A 19,039-nucleotide genomic window follows, 5' to 3' on the forward strand; every position below is an offset into this window, starting at 1 on the left:
GTCGGGCTCGCGCGGGAAGTCGGCGGCCAGCATGGCCGGAACCGCGTCGCGATGTTCACCATGCTCACGAGCGAGTACGGCACTGGAGCTCAACCTTGCCGCTACGCGGTCGCCGCCCTGTTAGCCGTCACCTGGCTCATCGCGCTCGCCACGCGTCGGGCCGCTTCTGCGCCCGCCCGCTGAGCACGGGCGCCGGTCAGCGGAACGGATCCGCGAACCGCGGGTTGGTCGTCACGGAGCGGTCGGTCAAGGTCTTCAGGAATGCGACGAGGTCGGCCCTGTCGCGGTCGGTCAGGTCGATGCTCTCGATCAGCGGGTCCTTGTAGGGGTTGGCGCGCCCGTCGCCGGCGTATGGCCCGCTGGTGACGTTCCGGCCGCCGTTGGCGTAGTGGTCGACGGCGGCCTCCAGCGTCGGGATCGAGCCGTCGTGCATGTAGGGCGCGGTCAGCGCGATGTTGCGCAGCGTCGGCGCTTTGAAGCGGCCCATGTCCTGCGGGCGGCCGGTGACTGCGAAGACGCCCTGGTTGTCGGCGGGGAAGGCACCGGTGCCGCCGACGTTGTAGAGGCCGGTGTTGTGGAACAGCGGCTTCTCGTCGGGGGCGCCGGCGTAGGTGGCTTGGTCGCTGAAGATGAAGGTGCCGTGGCAGTGGTGGCACTCGGCCTGCTCGCCCATGAACAGGTCCATGCCGCGGCGCTGGGCGCCGGTGAGCTCGACCTTGCCGCGGAGATAGCGGTCGTACTTGGAGTCGGCGGAGATGATGCTGCGCTGGAAGGCGGCGATCGAGCGGATGATCGTCGTCCAGCTGATCGGCTTCTTGAGGTCGGGGAAGGCCTTGCGGAACTGCTTGGCGTACCAGGGGTCCTTCTGGATACGGGCCAGGACGGCGCGCTTGTTGGCGTCGGTGATCCCCATCTCGACAGGCTGGGTGCCGAACAGCGGGACGAGCATCTGGGACTCGAGCGTCACCAGCGCGGGGTTGGCCCAGGTCAGCGTCGAGTCATAGGCGACGTTGACCAGCGACAGCGCGCCGCGCGGGTGGACCTGGCCGGTGGAGCCGATCGCCTGCGCGCGGCCGTCGGTGAACGCCTTGTCCTGCTGGTGGCAGGACGCGCAGGACTGCGTCTGGTTGCCCGACAGGCGCACGTCGTAGAACAGCCGCCGGCCGTTCTCGGCTTTGGCCTTGGTCATCGGGTTGGCCTTCGGCGTGCGCGGCGTCGGGAAGCCGTCGGGCAGGTTCCACGCATAGCCGGCCGACGGCGTCCGGGCGGCTTCGCCCGTGGCCGACATGTAGTACAAGCTCAGCGCCGCCGCGCCCGCCCAGGCCAGCAGCGCGAGCGCGACGGCGCGACGGCTCATCGCTTGATCCCCCGGAAGACCTTCTGCTTGGCGGACGAGGCGGCGCCGCCGCCGGCGGTGTCGCTCCAGCCGATGCCCAGCTCATCGAAGATCGAGCCGCAGGTCTTCTCGCCCGGGCCCGACATGCAGGCGCTGGACATGTCCATGTCCATCTGCGCCGCGGTCGCGGTCATGCCGCCCATCGGCGTGCTCGCCGCGGTCAGCATCGTCCCTGACAGCAGCTGCTTGACGTCGACGGCGACCTTCTGCTTGGACGGGTCGAAGGACTTCAGCTTGACCGCGGCGCGGTTGGAGCTCGTGCACCTGACCTTCGCGCCGCTGGCCGGGTTGCCCGTGCAGCCCGTGCTGCCCAGGTGCACCATGAACGACGGGTCGGCGGTCTCGATCTTGAGGAACTTGCGCCCGACCTGCCACGACCAGCCCATGGCCGCGAGGTTCAGCGGCGACGGCGCCGCGGCCAGGTCGGTGTGGTTCAGCGCCGACGGGACGCCGACGCTGTAGCTCAACCCCTTGTACTTGCCCTCGGGGACGGTGCCGCGGACATGGGCGTTGGTGGCCTTGGTGCCCTCCTCGGCGCACGCGCCGGTGCCGTTCTCGAGGTCGATGAGCGTGACCGACCCGGCCTTGCGCACCAGCTGCGAGGACGACGGGCTCAGCTTGACCGCGACGCCCTTGCCGTCGCTGCGGATCAGCTTGACGTCGGTGACGTAGAAGCGCAGGTCCTTGATCTGCGCGCTCTGGGCGTTCATGCCCAGGCCTGCGACCGGCGAGCCGCAGGCGACCGGCTGATCGCCGGCGACGGCGGCGAACGTGACGTCGACCTTCTTGCTGTGACCTTCATGGGCGGCCGCGGGTGCGGCCGCCGCGAGCGCCAGCGCGGCGGCGGAGACGAGGGTGGCGGAGAGCGTGTGCATGGTGATGGGTTCCTTGTCAGGTGGAGGTGGTCTTGGTGGTGCGGCGGCCGAGCGCGAAGGCAGCGGCCGCGACGGCGAGGAGGGCCGCGATCGCCAGGCCGCGGGCGACCCAATCGGCATCCGAGCCCTCGTCGCCGACGGTGGCCGGCGCGGTCGGCGCGGCGTCGGCCGTGTCGGCGGTCGACTTGGCGGTGGTCGCGGTCCCGCCGCCGGCCGCCGCGCTCTCGCCGCCGGCGTTTTGGCGGGCGGCGTCCTTCTCGATCGTCGTCGTCGGGGCAGGGTGGTCGGCGTCGGGCGTGCCGATCCAGCGCACGACCTTGCCGTCGGAGTAGGTCTGCAGCGCCTTCCAGCTCAGGGTGCCCGGCTGTTCGGGCATCCCGGCCAGGAACGAGAACTCCGCGAAGCCGTCGTGCGGGAGGCGGCCGGTCCAGACGATGCGGTCGACGGAGCCGTTGGAGGCGGTGACCAGCGTGCGCTTCCAGCCCGGCGTGTTCTCATAGGAGAACGGCAGGACGCCGGACGGGACCTTGAGCTCGACCTTGGTCGTCTCGGCCTCGCTCTCGCCGGGGATCAACACGGTGAACTTGGCCGAGTCGCCTGGCGCGACGACACCCGGGCTGATCTGGATGTGCGCGAAGGCCGGCCCCGCCGTCGCCGCGAGCGCGGCGACGGCGGCGACCAGCACGCCAAGGGTGCGGCGTAGGATCACGTGCGAACCGTGAACGTCAGCGTCCACGACTCCTTGTGTCCGTCGGCGGCGACGATCTTCGCCTTGGACGTGTACTTGCCGGCCTTCAGCCCGGGCTTGAGCTTCACGGTCAGCCGGGTGATCAGCCGCGGGTCGCGGCCGCCGTTGCCGACCGAGACCTTCTTGCCGCCCGGCCCGGTGACCTTCAGCGTGCCGGACCGGATCGGGCCGCTGAAGGTCAGCGACACCGACGACGGCGCCTTGGACAGTTTGGCCTTGTCCTTGGGGCTGGAGGACTGGAGCTGGACGTGGGCCAGCGCGGGCGCGGCCGTGGCGGCGAGGACCAGGGCGGTCGCCGTCAGGGCCGAGGCGGTCCGGGCGATCACGACGCCACCGAGGCCTTCGCGGTGGCCGTCTCGCTGCCGGCGGTCGCCGTCGCGGTGACCGGCACCGTGCCCGTGGCCTTCTTCAGCGCCTTGGCGGTCGCCGAGGAGATCTTGACGATGGCCAGCGCGGCGCCCTGGTCGTCGATCTTCTTGGTGGCCTTGCCCAGCGTGCTCGACTTGAGCTTCAGCGCCTTGGCGACCGAGGCGCTGACGGTCAGCTTGACCGTGGCCGGCTGACCGGCGACGCCGGTGACCAGCGCGGAGGTCGGCGCCGACAGCGACAGCCTGCGGGAGCCGAGCGTGAGGTGCAGCTTGCGCGCCGCGGGCGTCACCGACGCCGGGGTCTGGGCCTTGGCAGCGGCCAGCGCCGCGTTGGCGACCGCCAGGTCGGCGGTGAGCTTCGCGTTGGTGGCGGCCAGCGTGTCCTTGGTGCCGGTCAGCGACGAGATCTGCGTGGTCATGTCGCCGACCTGCGTGGTGAACGCGTCGATCTTGGTGTTCAACGGCGCGGTCGCGGCGTCGACGGCGTCGGCGATCGCCGCCGTCGCCGTGGCCGACTTGGTGTCGGCGGGGAAGTAGGTCCCGCCGAGCGTGGTGCATGCCGTGGTGAAGTCCTGCACCGTGTTCAGCGTCGACAGGTCCACGCCGGTGGCGGTCTTGACCGCGCCGAGCCACGTCTCGGGCTCGTCGCCCAGGCCCGCGGAGTCCTTCTGCCACGGGATGTAGTTGTAGAACGGGTCGTGGTCGGGGCGATCCCAGACTGCGGCGATCGTGTCGGGGTTCTCCAGCGCCGCCACGCCCTGGCAGGTCGCGTGCACCTGGATGCCGGTCTGCGCGGCCGGGTACTCGAGCTTCTGCAGCAGCGTCATCGTGCCGCGGTACGTGCCGGGCAGCTGCTTGCTGAGGTTGATCATGCCGGCGCCCGTGTAGGACAGCGCGCCGCCACCGCCGGTGTAGGCCGTGCCGTCGGCCACCGGGCCGATGCCGTTGGTCTCGCGGAACCCGTAGGTGTAGCCGTCGTTGGCGACGACCGCCTGCAGCTGCTCGCCCAGCGTCGCGCCGGTCGGGTCGTCGGCGTAGGTGACGTTGGCGCCGCCGCCGGCTTGGGTCTCGACCACGTTGGCGTTGGTGGCGACCAGCAGCGGCACGTTGACCGTGGCCTGCGTGCCGACGAACGTCACCGTGTAGGGGCCGCCGGCGTTGCCGGCCACCCGGACGTTGTCGTAGCCCGGGACGGCGGGCGTGCCGCCATTGGCCGGGATCATCGCCAGGTCGGACTGCAGCGCGGCCTGGACCTGCGCGGCGGTCGCGGTGTCCGGGAGCGTCGGGGCGCCGGCGGACGGCTTCCAGCTGCCGCCCGACAGCGTGATCGTCTGGATCTCAGGCTTCTTGCCCTGCTTTGCGTTGATGAAGTACCAGCCGGGGTGCGCCGAGGCGGTGGCCGGCAGCGCGAGCGCGGCCAGGGCGACGACGGTTGCGGTGAGGGTCCTGCGGTTCATGGTGTGGTTGCTCCTGACGGGGGTCTCAGCCGAGCCGGACGGCGCGGGAGGTGGAGCGCTCGGCGCGCTCCTTGGAGGGGACAAAGACGATCTGGAAGCGGCCGCGCGGCACGTGGCCCTTCTTGAAGCGGAACGTGAAGCGGCCGTTGGACACCGCGCGGGAGGCGGTGGTGTCGGGCGAGCCGACCTCCAGCAGCAGCGCGCGGCCGGGCACCGCCGGCGACACGGTGCCGGTGAGCGTCACGGTCCCGGCGCGGCTGCGCCGGACGCGGACCGTGGTGCGCGAGCGCAGCGTGACCGTGCGCGTCGCCGAGCGGATGCCGCCGACGGTCGCGCGCAGGTCGGTGGTCTCGCTCAGCGCGACGGTCAGCGCGAACTCGCCGTCGGCGTCGGTGGTGACGTGCGCGGTCTTGGTCCCGGCGCGGGTCTTGCGCGCGATCGCGACGGCGATCCCGACGCGCGCCGGGATCACCCGCCCGGTGACGAGCACGCGCCCGCTGCCGGTGCGCTTCGTCGGCGCCGACAGGACGACCGCGGTGGTGGCCGACGTGCCGCTGCCGGCGCCCGTCCCGGTGCCGCCGGCCCCGCCTCCGCCGCCCGTTCCGGTCCCGCCGCCCGCGCCGCCGCAGGCGCTCACGGTGTAGTCCGCGCCGCGGGCGGAGTCGGACGGGTCGACGCCGCCGGGCGCGTGGTCGACCCAGTCCGGGACGCCGCCGGAGATGCCGTCGTAGGTCAGCACGTACGGGCCGTTCAGGACGGTGCCCGCGACGATGCCCAGCGCGGCGACCGGGACGTCGATCGTCGTGGTCCCGGCGCCGGCGGAGTGCACGACCGACCCGGTCGTCGCCCCGGCGCTGGTGAACGCGCCGTTGGCGTAGGTGCCGTAGTCATAGGTCAACGAGCCGTCCGGCGCGGCGCGCGTGCGGACGTAGCCGGTCGCGCCGCCGACGGTGAAGACCATGGCGAACCCGGAGCCGTTGACCTCGGCGTCGCCGTGCTCGGGCGCGAAGGCGCCCGAGCGGACCTGGACGACGGCCTGCAGGCGCCCGGCGCCCTCGGTCAGCCAGGCCGACAGGACGTCGGTGGTCGTGTGGTGCCCGTCGCCGGAGGCGTCGGTGATCTGGGGTGCGCCGGTGCAGGACGCGGTCGGCGCCGGGCCGTCGGCGGCATGGGCCGGGACGGCGGCGACGATCGCGGCGAGCAGCGACGCGAGCGCTGCGGTGAAGGGAGCGCGCAAGGGCGCCGCCTCCTTTCGCGACATATGGGAGATGGCCTCGGCGCGCGAACGCGCGGGGTACGGCGACGCGCGTTCAGGCGCCGCCGAGCGGACAGCGAGGCGCCTTCGGGCCGCAGCGCCACCAGGGCGCGTCGGACGTCAGATCAGGCGCGGGCGGCGGTCGCCGGGGGCGGCCGCATGGCGAGCGCGAACGCGGCGGCGCGCCCGACGGGGCGCACGTACTCCGCGCGCCGCATCCGGGCGACGCGCAGCGCGCGGCGGTGGCGCGCCGGGACGGCGCGCCGCTCCCGCAGGCGGTCGATCAGCTGCTCGCCGGGGAACGCCCCGAAGATCAGCGCGCCAACCAGCGCGAGCACCGGGACGATGCTCAGCGCGAAGGCGGGCGAGACGTCGGCCACCAACAACGCCACGACGACCAGCGCGCTCAACAGCGCGAAGCGGGTCTGGCGTGGCGAGGGCCGGCGCATTCGGGCGATGACCCTACAGGACCGACCGCTCGACGACCACGACCGATCGGCAGGGTGCCGAGCGTCGTTCACGTGCTGACCGTCGACAGAAGCCATAGGCCGAGGCTCGTGAAGCCGACCATCACGGCCAGCATCCAGTACTGCGAGCGGACCGCCGCGCGGCCGCGGAACAGCAGCAGCGCGCGGTCGTGCGCGAGCACCAGCCCGCCGATATGACCGACGAGCAGCGCGCCGACCTGGACGTACCAGATCGCCGAAGCCGAGATCAGGTTGTAGTTGATGGTGTCGTGCGCGGTGCCCAGCAGGTCGGAGCCGTCGCCGAGCGGATCCGACAGCAGCGCCGGCATCGCCTGGCCCTGGCCCCGCCGACGAGCAGGACGGCGGCCAGCAGGCCGACCGTCCCGGCCAGCTGCGCCGCCGCGTCCGGACCGGCGCCGAGGTGGGCGAAGCCGCGCGTGATCGACGGCCCGACCTGCTTCCACAACCCGTTGGCGGCGCCGTCGAAGCTCGTGGACCCGATCAACACGCAGACCACGGCGACCGTTCCCGGCAGCGGCTCCAGCGCGGTCAGCCCGGAGAGGACCGGCCGCACCCGCAGCCGCCGGTCGCGGACCTCCAGCGGCGCCAGCCGCGCGGCGATGCCGAAGTAGACGCCGAACGCGTCGGCGCGCTCGCACCACGTCGCGACGCCGAACAGCGCCATGCCTATGAGTTGCAGCGACATGTAGGCGATGGCCAGCCACGCCAGCAGCGACGGGTCGTCGCGCGTGACGCACACCAGCTCCAGCCACGCGAAGGCCAGCAGCCCGACGGCCGCGGGCCATCGGCCCAGCCACCGGGGATAGGTCAGCGGGGCAGGCCGGCGCACGACCAGCCGGCCGACGGCGCGCCAGGGGTTCAGCGGGCGGAAGACGTCGCCCAGCACGACGCTGAGCACCGGGATCACGACCCAGAAGACCACGAAGACGAACGTCGGCAGGATGTTGGCCAGCGGCTCCTGGGACCCGGCCAGCCCGCTGTAGACCAGGCCCGCGAAGGCGAGGACGCCGAGTGCGCCGGCCAGCGGCTCGGCGACCGGTGGGATCCGGGCGACGGCGCGCGAGCGCCGGCCTTCCAGGCGCGGCGTCTGCCAGAGGGTGCTGAGCGCGACGAACGACGCCACCAGCACGACGGCCGCGGCCCACGTAAAGATCCAGCCGGGGACGGGCAGGTCGGTGCGCCCGGCCAGCCCGTGGGCCTGCGCCGAGGCGGGCAGGACGACGGCCGCCACGACCGAACCGGCGGCGGCGCCGAGCGCGAGCCGCCGCCTCATCGCGCCAGCGCCTTGCGGACGTCGGCGGCCGACGGACGGCGGGCGTCGACGCGCCGCAGGCGCCCGCCAGTCGGTCCGGCCAGCAGCCATGGCGTGGAGCGCACGCCGTCGGCCCGGGCGGTGCGCTTGGCGGCGGCGAGCTGCGCGCTGACCGGCGGGCCGCTCGCGTCACGGGCGACCCGCGCCATGTCCAGGCCGGGCACCGCGCCCGCCAGCCGCCGCAGGTAGGCGGTCGTGACGTAGCCGCTGTTCTCGGCGCCCTGGTAGCGCGCCATCAGCGCGGCCAGCGGCCACAGCCGGTCCTGGGCGCCGGCGGCCAGCAGCGTGCGGGCCGCGCGCTCGGAGTCGCCGCCGATGAACGTCAGCAGCCGCAGCTCGATCCGCAGCGTGCCGGAGCGAACCTCGTGGCCGACGAGGTCGGGCAGGACCAGGACGGCGATCGACACCACCAACAACGCCAGGACGGTCACGCCACCGGTCTGCCAGCGACGGCGGGCGCTCACCGCGGCCACGGCGGGCGAAGGGTCGGTGTTCGGTGCGGCGCGAGCGCTGAGCGGTCGCGCGCGTCACGGACAGGGCACGGCACGGCAAGTCCTCCAAGATGGTCGTCGGGCGGATCGGGGCGCGGTCGCGCCCCGGAGGCGCCCGCCCGGCCATGCGCCGTGCCAGCAGCAGACCGCCGTGCGCCGCGGCGCGGTCGCCGTCGCGCCGGCGCGATCGCGCCACCGCCGCTCGCGGACGCCGCCGGCCCATCAGGTGGCGCCGTGCCGCGGCCAGCCGCGCGATCCCGCGCTCGCCCAGGTACCGCCCGGCCAGCAGCGGCAGGGCGATCAGCAGAACCGGCGCCAGACCGAGCGTCGTCTCCACGTCCAACGCCAACCCGGCGCCGAACATGACGCCCATGGCGACCGACGCGAACGCCAGACGCGCGACGCGGAGGACCATGCCCGGCAGCCTAGACCGTCGACCTGCCGCGCGTCGTTGTTCTACGATGGCCTCGGAATGCCCCGCCGAGCCGCACGTCCGCTGCTGCTCGCCTCGCTGCTGATCGCCGCGTGGGCGCTCACCCACGGCACCGCGCCCGAGCTCGACGTCCTGTGGCTCTCGCTGGTCCCGGTCTTCGGCCTCGTGCTCGCGCTCGTCGCCGGCCGCTACGTCGGCGAGCAGGCGATCGCGCGCCTCGCCGCGGCACGCCGCCCGGCACCGCGCCGCCTGCGGGGCGCTGCCCCGCGGGTGCGCCGCCGCCTGGCCGCCCACCACCGCAGCGGCGGCCTCCTGCTCGCCCGGCGTCTTGCCGGCCGCGCGCCGCCGCTTCCGGCGTAGCGCCCACCGCAGCAGTCCTGTCCGCCCCGATCCAGGGAGCCCCATCCCATGCGTCGCCCCTCGTGGGCCGTGCTCGGCGTCCTCGCCGCGCTCGCCCTCGTCGCCCCGGTCGCCTCCGCGCACCAGGGCAACCCCAACATGGAGTCGATCATCCGCGCGGTCACGCCGAACGTGGCCGGCGTCAAGCTGCAGGTCCTCAACCGCGACGACCGCTTCCAGCTCGACAACCGCTCCAAGCAGGACGTGCTGCTCTACGGCTACCAGGACGAGCCCTACGCACGGATCCTCGCCGACGGCACCGTCCAGCAGAACCTCAGGTCGCCCGCCTACTACCTCAACAACGACCGCTACGCCAACGTCGAAGTCCCATCCGCGGCCAACGCCAAGGCCACGCCGGAGTGGAAGACGCTGGACCGCACCGGCAGCTTCCAGTGGCACGACCACCGGATGCACTACATGGGCAAGGGCACCCCGCCGCAGGTCAAGGACAAGGACCAGCGCCAGAAGGTCGCCGACTACACCATCCCCATCAAGGTCGGCGCCGACAAGGGTTCGATCACGGGCGCCTACTGGTGGTCGCCGCAGAAGAGTTCCGGACCGCCCGCGGGGGCGATCGCCGCGCTCGTCGTCATCGTGCTCGGCGGCGTCGCCGCGGTCGTGCTGACCCGCCGCCGGCGTCGCACCGACGACGCGCGCGACCGCGGCGATGGCGATAGCGACGACCAGACGCCCACCGCGCCCAAGGCCCCGCCGGCGGAGGCCTGGTGAGGCGCGCCTTCCCCGTCCTCGCCGCGGCGCTGGCCGCGCTGCTGATCGCGGCCGCGACCGCGTCGGCCCACGCCACGCTGCAGAGCACCTCACCCGCCCGCGGCGCGACCGTCGCCCACGCGCCGGCGCAGGTCGTCTTCATCTTCGACGAGGCGGTCGAGGGCAACTTCGGCGCCGTCCGCGTCTTCGACAGCAAGGGCGACCGCGTCGACCAGGGCGACGCCTTCCATCCCAATGGCATTGGCAAGCAGCTCGGCGTTCACCTGAAGTCCGGGCTGGCCGACGGCACCTACACCGCCACCTACCGCGTCGTCTCGGCCGACAGCCACATCGTCTCCAGCGGCGTCGTCTTCAACGTCGGGCACGCCAGCGCCGGAGGCGGGCAGTCGGTCGAGGACCTGCTCAGCGCGTCGAAGACCGGCACGGTCACCAGCGTCGCGTTCTCCGCCGCGCGCGCCGTGCAGTACACGGCGATCGCGGTCGGCGCCGGCGCACTGCTGTTCCTGCTGGTCGTCTGGTCCGGCGCGCTGGCCGCGGTCGGCGGCGCGAGCGATGGCTGGCGCGCGGCGTCCGAGGCGTTCGCCGCGCGCACGCGGCTGCTGCTCGGCGGCGCGGCCGTCGCCGGCGCGGTCAGCGCGGCGTGCGCGCTGGCGCTCGAGGCCGCCGAGGGCGCGGGCGTCACGTTCTGGAGCGCGCTGAAGCCGCGGCTGATCGGCGACGTGATCGGCACCCGCTTCGGCACCGTGTGGCTGATCGGCGAGATCTGCTGGCTGCTGGTCGGCGCGCTGGCCCTGGGCCTGCGCCGTGCCGCGCCGGTCCTGCGCCCCGCCACCGTCGGCGCCACCGGACTCGCGCTCCCCCGCGCGACCCGCTCCCCCGCGACGCTCGCGCTCATCGTCCCGCTCGCGTTCCTGGTGCTCTTGCCGGCGCTCTCGGGCCATGGCTCCACGCAGGACCCGGTCGCCGTCCTCTTCCCCGCCAACGTCCTGCACGTCGCGGCGATGAGCGCCTGGGTCGGCGGCGTCGCGGTCCTGTTGGTGGCCTTGCCCGCGGCGACGCGCGCGCTGGAGGTCGAGGAGCGCACGCCGCTGCTGGCCGCGACGCTGCAGCGCTTCTCGGCGATCGCGCTGGCCGGCGTCGTCGCGCTGCTGATCACCGGGTTGTTACAGGCCTACGTCGAGATCCGCCACCTCGACCTGATCTTCAGCACCGCCTTCGGCCGCGCGACGTTCATCAAGCTGATGGTGCTGCTCGTGCTCATCGGCCTCGGCGCGGTCAACCGGCAGCGGACGATCCCGCGGCTGCGCGCCGCGGTCGCCGCCGGCCGAACGCCTGGCGCCGACGGCATCGTGCTGCGCCGGACGCTGCGCGCCGAGGCCCTGCTGATCGCCGCCGCGCTGGCGACCACCGGCGCGCTGGCCGGCTACGCGCCGGCCACCGCGAAGACCAGCGGCCCCTACAACACGACCACGCGGATCGGGCCGCAGGAGATGCAGCTGACGATCGACCCCGCGCGGGTCGGCGCCAACGAGCTGCACCTCTACCTCACCGACCCGAAGTCCGGCGCCCAGATCGACTCCGCCAAGGAGGTCGACGTCAGCGCCGCCCAGCCCGCCAAGGGCATCGGCGCCAGCGACGTGGCGGCCAGCAAGGCCGGCCCCGGCCACTACATCGTCCCGGCGCTCACGCTCGGGGTGCCGGGCACCTGGACGGTGACGGTCGCCGTCCGCGTCAGCGACTTCGACGAGTACACCAAGAAGCTGGAGGTCAAGGTGCGATGAAGCGCCGTCTCGCACCCGCGGGCCTGGCGCTCGCACTGCTCGGCGTCCTCGTGCTGGCCGGCTCGGCGATCTTCGACGACGGCTCCGCACGCGGAGCGACCGACGACACTCGCGCCCAGGCCGGCGCGCTGTGCCGCGCCGCCCACGATCGCCTCGCCGCGCTGCCTGAGCTCAACGACGTCAAGGGCATCGCGGCCGCCGGACCCGAGGTCGTCGACGTCACGCTCGACACCGCCCGCCGGCTGCTCGCCCTCGACGCGCCCGCCGACCATGCCGCTTCGATCCGCGCCTACGCGCGCCGGCTGCTGCGCCAGGCGTCGCTGGTGTCGCGCCTCCAAGAGGCCTCGCGTGCACGTGACCGGGCGCGCGCGATCGCGCTGATCGGCCAGATCACCGCCAACAGCCGCGCGGGCAAGGCCGAGGGCGCCGCGGTCTCCCCCGGCTGCGGGCACCGCGTCCGGCCGACCGATCCCGACATCGCTTCCCCCCAACCCGTCTGACCCCGATCAAGGAGACCGGCGACCCCATGAACAAGACCCTGACCACCGCCGCGGCCGCGCTCGTCCTGCTCGGCGCGCCCGTCGCCGCCCAGGCCCACGTCACCCTGCAGCCCAACCAGGCTCCTGCCGGCGCGTTCACGCTCGAGGCCGTCCGCGTGCCCAACGAGCAGGACGACGCCGTCACCACCAAGGTCGACGTCCAACTGCCGCACGGGTTCGCCGCCGCCTCCTACGAGGCCGTCCCCGGCTGGACGGCCAAGATCATCAAGTCGAAGCTGGCCAAGCCGATCGAGACCGACGACGGCCCGATCGACGAGGAGGTCAGCCGCATCACCTTCACCGCCGACTCCAAGAAGGACGCCATCCAGGCCGGGCAGTTCAAGGACTTCCCCCTGTCGGTGCAGATCCCCGGCAAGGCAGGCGACAAGCTGACGTTCAAGGCGCTGCAGACCTACAGCAACGGCGACGTCGTCCGCTGGATCGGCCCCGCCGACAGCGACCACCCTGCGCCGCAGATCACCGTCACCGACGCGGCGGCGCCCGCCGCCGGCGGGACGTCCACCACCGCGGCGGCCTCGACGCCCGCGGCGACCGCTCGCGACGACAGCGACAGCGCCTCCAAGACCCTCGGCATCGCCGGGCTCGTCGTCGGCATCGTCGGCGTCCTGCTCGGCGGCGCGGCCCTCGTCACCCGGCGGCGGCCAGCGTGACCCGCCCGCCGTTGATCGCGCTCTGCGCCGCCGCGGTCCTCGCGGGCTGCGGCGGTGGCGACGGCGACGGCGGCGGCACGTCCTCGACCGCCCGCACCGCACCCCAGGCCCGGTCAGGCCAGGCGATCTTCACCACCGTCGGCTGCTCGACCTGCCACACGCTCGCCGCCGCGGGCGCCAAGGGACAGGTCGGCCCGAACCTCGACACCGTCAAGGCCACCCAGGCCGCCGTGGCCAAGCAGGTCATCCACGGCGGCGGCGGGATGCCGGCCTTCGCCAACCAGCTCTCACCGAGCGAGATCAAGGCCGTCGCGCGCTACGTCGCGCAGGCGGTACGGCAATGACCCCAACAAGGAGCAACTCCACCATGTTCACCCCCACCCGCATCACCGCCGCGCTCGCCGCGACCGGCGCGCTCGGCCTCGCCGCCGCGCCCGCCTTCGCCCACGCGCCCGTCAAGTCCCGCACGCCCGGCCCCGGCAAGACCAAGTCCAACGTCAAGCGCGTCGCGGTCACCTTCGGCGAGGCCGTCATCACGGGCAAGATCTCGATCACCAAGAACGGCCAGGCCGTGACCGCGAAGACCTCCGGCCTCAACCGCAAGAAGACGGTGCTGAGCGCGACCTACTCCAAGGCGCTCGCGGCCGGCAAGTACAAGGTCAGCTGGCGCGTCAAGGCCGACGACGGCGACACCGAGACGGGCACCTGGTCCTTCACGGCCAAGTAGCGCCGGCTCCCCAGCCGGCCGCGGCGAAGGACCATGCCACACGGTGATCCCTGACCGCTGCGCGAGCAAGCGCTCGGCCATCACGAGCATGCGCTCGACGTCGGCGTCGCTGAGGGTCAGCGACGCGAGCTGGCTGAGCAGCGCGGCCGAGACGAGCTCGGATGACCCGGGCCGGCCCGTATCGAGCGCGCCGGGCAGGGTGCGGAACAACAACGCACCCTGAACGTCGACCGATGCGTGGCCGCGGCGCCGCGGCGGGCAGCGCGGTCGCATGTCCCGCTGCCCGTCTCCTCCTGCTCCTCGCCGCCGCGCTCACGCTGGCGCTGTCGAGCACCGCCATGGCCAACAGCGTCCCGCGCTGGGATCGCCACTTCCCCATCGAGACCGCCGAAGGCGCCCACTTCGAGATCAAGATCGCCGCAAGCAAGGGCCACACCCGCGAAGCCCGGACGGCGGGACGCGTGATGGTCCGCGATCACTTAGGCGAGCTGCACGCCGTCCAGGCCATGGCCGAGCGCCTCGGCGTCAAGGTGCCCAGCAGGCCGAGCGTGCTGCAGGAGCACGAGATCGGCAATACCAGCCAGCACACCGGTGCTGCCTTCGGGCATATGCCCGGCTCGAGGTGGGCGACCACATCATGGACATCCAGTCAGCCAACGGCGAAAGCCGTGAAGGCGGTCTCAGCGGCCCGCGGGCGCTGGCCGAGAAGTACCGCCTCATGTACCAGCGCCACCTCGCGATCTTCCGCGCGCTCGCGGCCCGCGTGCATGCCAACTAGGTCGTCCCGAGCTCGCCACGGGCGCGCGTCACCGGCTGCCGGCAGGTCCATGGCCACCATCATCTCCGGCCCGTCGGCGGCAGCGTCTTCAGCCACGCGTCGATGGCCGCGAAATCGCCATCGCTGACCGCTCGCGCGGAGAACAGCCCGTGACCGTGAACCCGCCGGAAGTCGGCGACCTCGCGACCTCCGGCGAGGCTCGGCCCACGCAGCCCCTGGGCCAGGTCGCCGTGGCAGCGAGCACACCCCAGCCCCTGCGCCGAGAACGCCATCCGGCCCGCCGTGACCGCATCGGTCCCCTTGGCCAGCGCCGAATCCAGGCGGCTGACGCCCGCCGCGGTCTGGGCCATCTGCCCGCCGTCGTAGACGCCGACGCCGTCGTCGTAGGTCATCCGGCCGCCGAGGTAGCCCTGGACGACGACGCCCGCGACGATCAGCACCGCCAGCGCGGGCACGACCGTCGGGCGGTGCCCCGGGCCGTCGCGGCGCCGGGCGCGATACCAGTCGCCTGCCGCGGCGACCGCGAGCACCGCGACCGCGATGCCCAGCCAGAAGTGCGCGTTGCCGATCCGGAAGTGCTGGCCGCGCAGCGTCGTCTGCGCCTGACCCCAGACGAGCAGCCCGGTCACGCCCGCCGCGGCGATGCCGACGAGGGCTGCGCCCAGCGCCCACGGCTCGGCGCCCACCACCGCGGGCCCGCCGCGGCCGGCGCGGCGCAGGAAGTGCAGCACCGCGAACAGCGGGATCGCGACGACGGCCAGATGGGTGGCCGCGCCGTGCAGCTCGGAGAGGTGGGGCATCGTGCGCGGACGCTAGGCCGGCGCACCTGACGCTCACCTGAACGCTGGGAGACGTCTGGCTAGACGGGCTGCGAGACCGGCTCGGGCGGTGCCTCGGCGCGCCGCGCCGGCTGCTCGCCGCGGGCCAGCGGCGCCTTGACCTTCATGCGCTCGGCCGCGTAGTAGGAGCCGATGACGAAGACGGCGGCCAGCACCTGGGCGCCGAGCGTCTCCCACGTGGAGTACATCTCGAACCAGGAGCCCATCCACTGCGGGACGGTGAACGGCGTCTCGTGGCGCGGCAGCCAGCCGAGGTCCTGGAAGCTCAGCGCGGTGCCGCCGATCATGACCACCAGCACGACGCCGATCAGGACGCCGGTGGCGATCAGCATCTTCTTGTAGGGGAGCTTGCGCTGGGCGACGAACGTCACCACACCCACCGCGGCGGTCGCCGCCAAGCCGATGAGCACACCCTCCAGCACCACGCCGCTGCCGGACTTCAGCTCGAGGTTCTGCAGGAACAGCACGACCTCGAAGCCCTCGCGGTACACGCTCGTGAACCCGAGCGCGACCAGGCCGAACGTCGCGCTCAAGCCCACCTCCATGCCCAGCAGCTTGCGCCGCTGGCGATGGTGCTTGGCGATCCACCCGGTCCAGTAGACCTTGTGGACGAACCAGTTCAACACCACCAACAACACGACGATCGCGATGAACCCCGTGATCGCCTCCAGCCGCGGCCCCAGCGGCGAGGCCGCGTCCAGCAGCGCCTGCACCACGAACCACGTCGCGATCGCGGCACCGAAGGACACCGCCGCGCCCGCGATCACCGGCCGCTTGCGATGCGCGTTGGCGCCGACGAACGACGCCGTGATCGCGGCGAAGATCAGCACCGCCTCCAGCCCCTCCCGGAAGACGATCATCGAAGCGTTGAAGACGACCGTGCCGCGGGACTCCGGCGCGCTGACCTCGGTCGGGTCGACCGGCCCTGTCTTGGCCGTCGCCATCAGGTAGACGGCGCCGGCCAGCAGCGTCAGCGCCCCGACCCAGAGGGCCAGGCGCCGGTGGTTGGGACGACTCACCCCGACGGCGGCAGACTGCATGGCCGGACCGTAGCACCGTCGTGTTCGGCTGCCCTAACTCACGACGCTTCGCAGTCAGGTTGCGGTCAGGCGACGGTGAACTGCGCCACCATCGCACGCAGTTCGGCGGCGCCCGCCGCCAGCGACTGCGCCGAGGAGGCGATCTCCTGCGTCGAGGCCGCCGTCTGCTGCGCGGTGGCCGCGACCTCCTCGGTCGCCGCGCTGGTCTGCTCGGCCACCGCTCCGACCGCCTCGATGTCGCCGCTGACCCGCGACGAGCCGTCAGCCAGCTGGGCCATCGACGCGGCGATGCCCTCGACCCGGGCGCTGACGTTCGAGACGCGGTCGGCGATCAGCGCGAACGCGGTCCGCGCCTCTTGGACCGTCCGCACGCCGCCGGCGCTGTGCTCGGCACCCGCCGCCACGACGGTGACCGCGGCGGCGGTGCTGGACTGGATCTCGGCGATGAGCGCTCCGATCGAGCGCGCCGCGTCCTGGGACTCCTCCGCCAGCTGGCGCACCTCGTCGGCGACGACGGCGAAGCCGCGGCCCTGCTCGCCGGCGCGCGCCGCCTCGATCGCCGCGTTCAAGGCCAACAGGTTGGTCTGCGCCGCGATCGTGGTGATGGTCTCGACGATCCCGCCGATCTCCTCGCTCTTGGCGCCGAGCGTCTCGATCGCCCGCGCCGCCTCCTCAGACGAGCTGCGCACCTCCTGCATGACGCCGTCGACGCGCTCGACCGACGCCGCGCCCTGCGCCGCGGCCTCGCGCGTCTCGCTCGCCGCCTGCGCCGCCTCGCGCGCACCGTCCGCCGAGGCGGTCGTCGCCTCGGCGATCTCGCGGATCCCGGAGTCGGCCTTGGCCAGCGCCTGCACCTGGCGCTCGGCGCCCTCCGCGACGCCGCTGACGGCCTGGGCGACGTCGGCGACCGCGCGCCCGGCCTCCTCGGAGACCGAAGCCACGCCGGCCGACGCGTCGGTGACGCCCTCGGCGGTGTCCTGCACGCGGCGGATGAGCGAGCCGAGCGAGGCGCGCGTGTTCTCATAGGCCTCGGCCGTCGCCTGCGCGTCGGCGCGGATCTCGTCAACCGCGCTGGTGACCTGGCCGAGCTCGTCGCGCGAGCGGTCCGTCAACGGCTCGACATCGGCCGACACGGCGCGGGTGAGATCGCCCGCCGCCATCGCGGTGACGCCGTCGCGCAGCGGACGCACGCAGGCATCTCGCACGGTCGCCAGCGTGGCGAGGATCCTGTCGATGCGGCGCTTCATCGAGCGCGCCAGCAGCAACGCGATCCCGGCGGCCAGCAGGAACGCCAAGGCGGCAGCGACGAGCGTCAAGGTCGTGGCGGTGTGCTTGGCATCGGCGAAGCGGCTGCTGGCGGCGGCCTGCTCGCCACGGGCGACGGTGACCATCTTCGACAGCGCCTCGCTGACGCCGTCTGCCGCGTCGTTGGCGGCGCCGACCTCCAGGCGCGCCGCACCGGCTCGATCGCCGGCGGTCAAGTGCGCGAGGACGAGGGCGTCCTGGGCCTCGAAGCGCACATCGGCCGCGCGGACGGCGGCGAAGGCGGAGCGCCCGGCGGCGCTGTTGACCTCCCGGCCCAGGGCCGCGAGCGCTTCACGGAAGACCTTGCGGTCGGCGAGGTAATCACCGCGCTCGACGTCGTCGACGAGGACGTAGCCCGCCTCGGCGTAATGCGCATCCGAGAACGCCGCCCGCGCGTCGCCCGCGGCCGCCACCAGAGGCACGACATGCCGGTCGGTGTCGCGCTGGACGCTGCTCATGCGGCCCATCGACGTCAGGCCGACGGCGACCGTCGCGGCGAGCACGACGAGCACGACGCCGAAGCCGCCGAGCAGTTTGGCCCGCAGGCCCGCGTCGCGTAGGGAGAGGTTGGGCATGGGAGGAAGGCGCTCCTGGAGGCTCGGGTCGACGTGCGGCGCCGATCGCCACACGTCATCCATGGCTGTCGGCACGCTCGCGCCCCGCTTGACATCAACGGCCCGCCGTGTTCAGGCAGCGGTCAGGTACGAGCGCCCATCGTTGAGGCACCACCTATGCCCGCGCACCTCGTCTTCGCCTCGATCACCACGACGCTGACCGACTTCGTCGGTCGCCACGGCGCCTACGCGATCTTCATCATCATGGCGGTCGACGCCGTGCTGCCCGTCGGCGGCGAGCTGACGATGCTCTACGCCGGCGCGCTGGCCGCGGGCGCGATCTCCTCGCACCATCCCGTCCTGCTCGGCCGCACCCTGCACACCGGGCTGGAGAGCTACATCTTGCTCGCGTTGGCGGGCACGTTCGGCTACCTGCTCGGCTCGTTGGTCGGGTGGGCCATCGGTCGCTGGGGAGGGCGGCCCCTGCTCGAGCGCCACGGCCGCTGGCTGCACCTGAACGCCGCCAACCTGGCCCGCGCCGAACGCTGGTTCGATCGCCGGGGTCGCGCCGCCGTCTTCCTCGGACGCATCACGCCGCTGATCCGCTCGTTCATCTCGATCCCGGCCGGCGTGTTCGAGACCCCACTGGTCCCGTACACGCTCCTGACCCTCGCCGGCTCGGCGCTCTGGTGCTTCGCGTTCGCCGGCGCCGGCTGGGCGCTGGGCGACAACTACGACAAGGTCCACCATGCCTTCACCGCCGTCGAGGTGCTGCTCGTGGCCGGGATCCTCATCGGGATCGGGTACCTCATCCGGCGACGGCGGGCAGCCACGCCGGCGCGCGGCTGACGGCG

Annotated in this window: 23 protein-coding genes; 9 read left to right on the forward strand and 14 right to left on the reverse strand. The window is 73.3% G+C overall.

All coding sequences use genetic code 11. The annotated features are described in order from the left end of the window. Positions 1-196 precede the first annotated feature (196 nt). The 10 genes from ACT01A_RS10310 to ACT01A_RS10355 form a co-directional block, all read right to left on the reverse strand. Positions 197-1,357 (reverse strand): MbnH family di-heme enzyme, encoded by a 1,161-nt coding sequence (locus ACT01A_RS10310; protein ID WP_445152162.1) that lies wholly within the window; start codon positions 1,355-1,357, stop codon positions 197-199. Beyond that, positions 1,354-2,271, reverse strand: coding sequence for an MbnP family copper-binding protein (locus ACT01A_RS10315; protein WP_445152163.1), 918 nt, complete (start codon positions 2,269-2,271; stop codon positions 1,354-1,356). Before ACT01A_RS10315 ends, ACT01A_RS10310 begins: the two co-directional genes overlap by 4 nt. A gap of 16 nt (positions 2,272-2,287) precedes the next feature. After that, positions 2,288-2,980 (reverse strand): DUF1775 domain-containing protein, encoded by a 693-nt coding sequence (locus tag ACT01A_RS10320; RefSeq protein WP_445152164.1) that lies wholly within the window; start codon positions 2,978-2,980, stop codon positions 2,288-2,290. Next, complete coding sequence (locus tag ACT01A_RS10325; RefSeq protein WP_445152165.1) at positions 2,977-3,345, reverse strand: copper resistance CopC family protein; 369 nt, start codon at positions 3,343-3,345, stop codon at positions 2,977-2,979. The genes ACT01A_RS10320 and ACT01A_RS10325 overlap by 4 nt, the downstream gene beginning before the upstream one ends. Continuing rightward, positions 3,342-4,844: a hypothetical protein gene (locus tag ACT01A_RS10330; RefSeq protein ID WP_445152166.1), complete on the reverse strand. Its 1,503-nt coding sequence runs from the start codon at positions 4,842-4,844 to the stop codon at positions 3,342-3,344. The genes ACT01A_RS10325 and ACT01A_RS10330 overlap by 4 nt, the downstream gene beginning before the upstream one ends. Positions 4,845-4,869: 25 nt before the next feature. Further along, positions 4,870-6,081 carry a hypothetical protein gene (locus ACT01A_RS10335; protein WP_445152167.1) on the reverse strand — a complete coding sequence of 404 codons (1,212 nt, stop codon included), beginning with the start codon at positions 6,079-6,081 and terminating at the stop codon, positions 4,870-4,872. 143 nt (positions 6,082-6,224) lie between these two features. Next, positions 6,225-6,548, reverse strand: coding sequence for a hypothetical protein (locus ACT01A_RS10340; protein ID WP_445152168.1), 324 nt, complete (start codon positions 6,546-6,548; stop codon positions 6,225-6,227). Positions 6,549-6,616: 68 nt separating this feature from the next. Next, entirely contained in the window at positions 6,617-6,895 is a 279-nt protein-coding gene (locus ACT01A_RS10345) for a hypothetical protein (RefSeq protein WP_445152169.1), read from the reverse strand. Further along, positions 6,814-7,860, reverse strand: a complete 1,047-nt coding sequence (locus ACT01A_RS10350; RefSeq protein WP_445152170.1) for a hypothetical protein — start codon at positions 7,858-7,860, stop codon at positions 6,814-6,816. Before ACT01A_RS10350 ends, ACT01A_RS10345 begins: the two co-directional genes overlap by 82 nt. Next, the gene (locus ACT01A_RS10355) at positions 7,857-8,372 is read right to left on the reverse strand and encodes a DsbA family protein (RefSeq protein ID WP_445152171.1); all 516 of its coding nucleotides are present in this window, start codon (positions 8,370-8,372) and stop codon (positions 7,857-7,859) included. The genes ACT01A_RS10350 and ACT01A_RS10355 overlap by 4 nt, the downstream gene beginning before the upstream one ends. A 490-nt stretch (positions 8,373-8,862) precedes the next feature. Between ACT01A_RS10355 and ACT01A_RS10360 the strand changes: the two genes are divergently transcribed. The 7 genes from ACT01A_RS10360 to ACT01A_RS10390 are packed head-to-tail and all read left to right on the forward strand — an operon-like array spanning position 8,863 to position 13,669. Then, on the forward strand, positions 8,863-9,183 hold the full coding sequence (locus ACT01A_RS10360; protein ID WP_445152172.1) for a hypothetical protein: 321 nt from the start codon (positions 8,863-8,865) through the stop codon (positions 9,181-9,183). Between the two features lie 48 nt (positions 9,184-9,231). Further along, complete coding sequence (locus tag ACT01A_RS10365; RefSeq protein WP_445152173.1) at positions 9,232-9,951, forward strand: hypothetical protein; 720 nt, start codon at positions 9,232-9,234, stop codon at positions 9,949-9,951. Next, entirely contained in the window at positions 9,948-11,732 is a 1,785-nt protein-coding gene (locus tag ACT01A_RS10370; protein ID WP_445152174.1) for a copper resistance protein CopC, read from the forward strand. Before ACT01A_RS10365 ends, ACT01A_RS10370 begins: the two co-directional genes overlap by 4 nt. Then, positions 11,729-12,232 carry a hypothetical protein gene (locus ACT01A_RS10375; protein WP_445152175.1) on the forward strand — a complete coding sequence of 168 codons (504 nt, stop codon included), beginning with the start codon at positions 11,729-11,731 and terminating at the stop codon, positions 12,230-12,232. Before ACT01A_RS10370 ends, ACT01A_RS10375 begins: the two co-directional genes overlap by 4 nt. A 26-nt stretch (positions 12,233-12,258) precedes the next feature. After that, positions 12,259-12,942: a YcnI family protein gene (locus ACT01A_RS10380; protein WP_445152176.1), complete on the forward strand. Its 684-nt coding sequence runs from the start codon at positions 12,259-12,261 to the stop codon at positions 12,940-12,942. Further along, positions 12,939-13,286: a c-type cytochrome gene (locus ACT01A_RS10385; RefSeq protein WP_445152177.1), complete on the forward strand. Its 348-nt coding sequence runs from the start codon at positions 12,939-12,941 to the stop codon at positions 13,284-13,286. Before ACT01A_RS10380 ends, ACT01A_RS10385 begins: the two co-directional genes overlap by 4 nt. 23 nt (positions 13,287-13,309) lie before the next feature. Further along, complete coding sequence (locus tag ACT01A_RS10390; protein ID WP_445152178.1) at positions 13,310-13,669, forward strand: copper resistance protein CopC; 360 nt, start codon at positions 13,310-13,312, stop codon at positions 13,667-13,669. 479 nt (positions 13,670-14,148) lie between these two features. On the opposite strand, the gene ACT01A_RS10395 is transcribed toward ACT01A_RS10390, so the two are convergent. Further along, positions 14,149-14,277, reverse strand: a complete 129-nt coding sequence (locus ACT01A_RS10395) for a hypothetical protein (RefSeq protein WP_445152179.1) — start codon at positions 14,275-14,277, stop codon at positions 14,149-14,151. Between the two features lie 14 nt (positions 14,278-14,291). Between ACT01A_RS10395 and ACT01A_RS10400 the strand changes: the two genes are divergently transcribed. Beyond that, positions 14,292-14,447, forward strand: a complete 156-nt coding sequence (locus ACT01A_RS10400; protein ID WP_445152180.1) for a hypothetical protein — start codon at positions 14,292-14,294, stop codon at positions 14,445-14,447. 59 nt (positions 14,448-14,506) lie between these two features. Here the strand turns inward: ACT01A_RS10400 and ACT01A_RS10405 are convergent, their stop codons facing one another. The 3 genes from ACT01A_RS10405 to ACT01A_RS10415 form a co-directional block, all read right to left on the reverse strand. After that, on the reverse strand, positions 14,507-15,247 hold the full coding sequence (locus ACT01A_RS10405; RefSeq protein ID WP_445152181.1) for a DUF2231 domain-containing protein: 741 nt from the start codon (positions 15,245-15,247) through the stop codon (positions 14,507-14,509). 59 nt (positions 15,248-15,306) lie between these two features. Then, on the reverse strand, positions 15,307-16,326 hold the full coding sequence (locus tag ACT01A_RS10410) for an FTR1 family iron permease (protein WP_445152182.1): 1,020 nt from the start codon (positions 16,324-16,326) through the stop codon (positions 15,307-15,309). A 65-nt stretch (positions 16,327-16,391) separates the two neighbouring features. Continuing rightward, a complete protein-coding gene (locus ACT01A_RS10415; protein WP_445152183.1) occupies positions 16,392-18,206 on the reverse strand; it encodes a methyl-accepting chemotaxis protein in 1,815 nt (604 codons plus the stop codon). A gap of 156 nt (positions 18,207-18,362) precedes the next feature. On the opposite strand from ACT01A_RS10415, the gene ACT01A_RS10420 reads away from it, so the two are divergent. Further along, on the forward strand, positions 18,363-19,034 hold the full coding sequence (locus tag ACT01A_RS10420) for a DedA family protein (RefSeq protein WP_445152184.1): 672 nt from the start codon (positions 18,363-18,365) through the stop codon (positions 19,032-19,034). The last annotated feature ends 5 nt before the right edge of the window (positions 19,035-19,039 follow it).

The organism is Baekduia sp. Peel2402 (genome assembly GCF_052567285.1).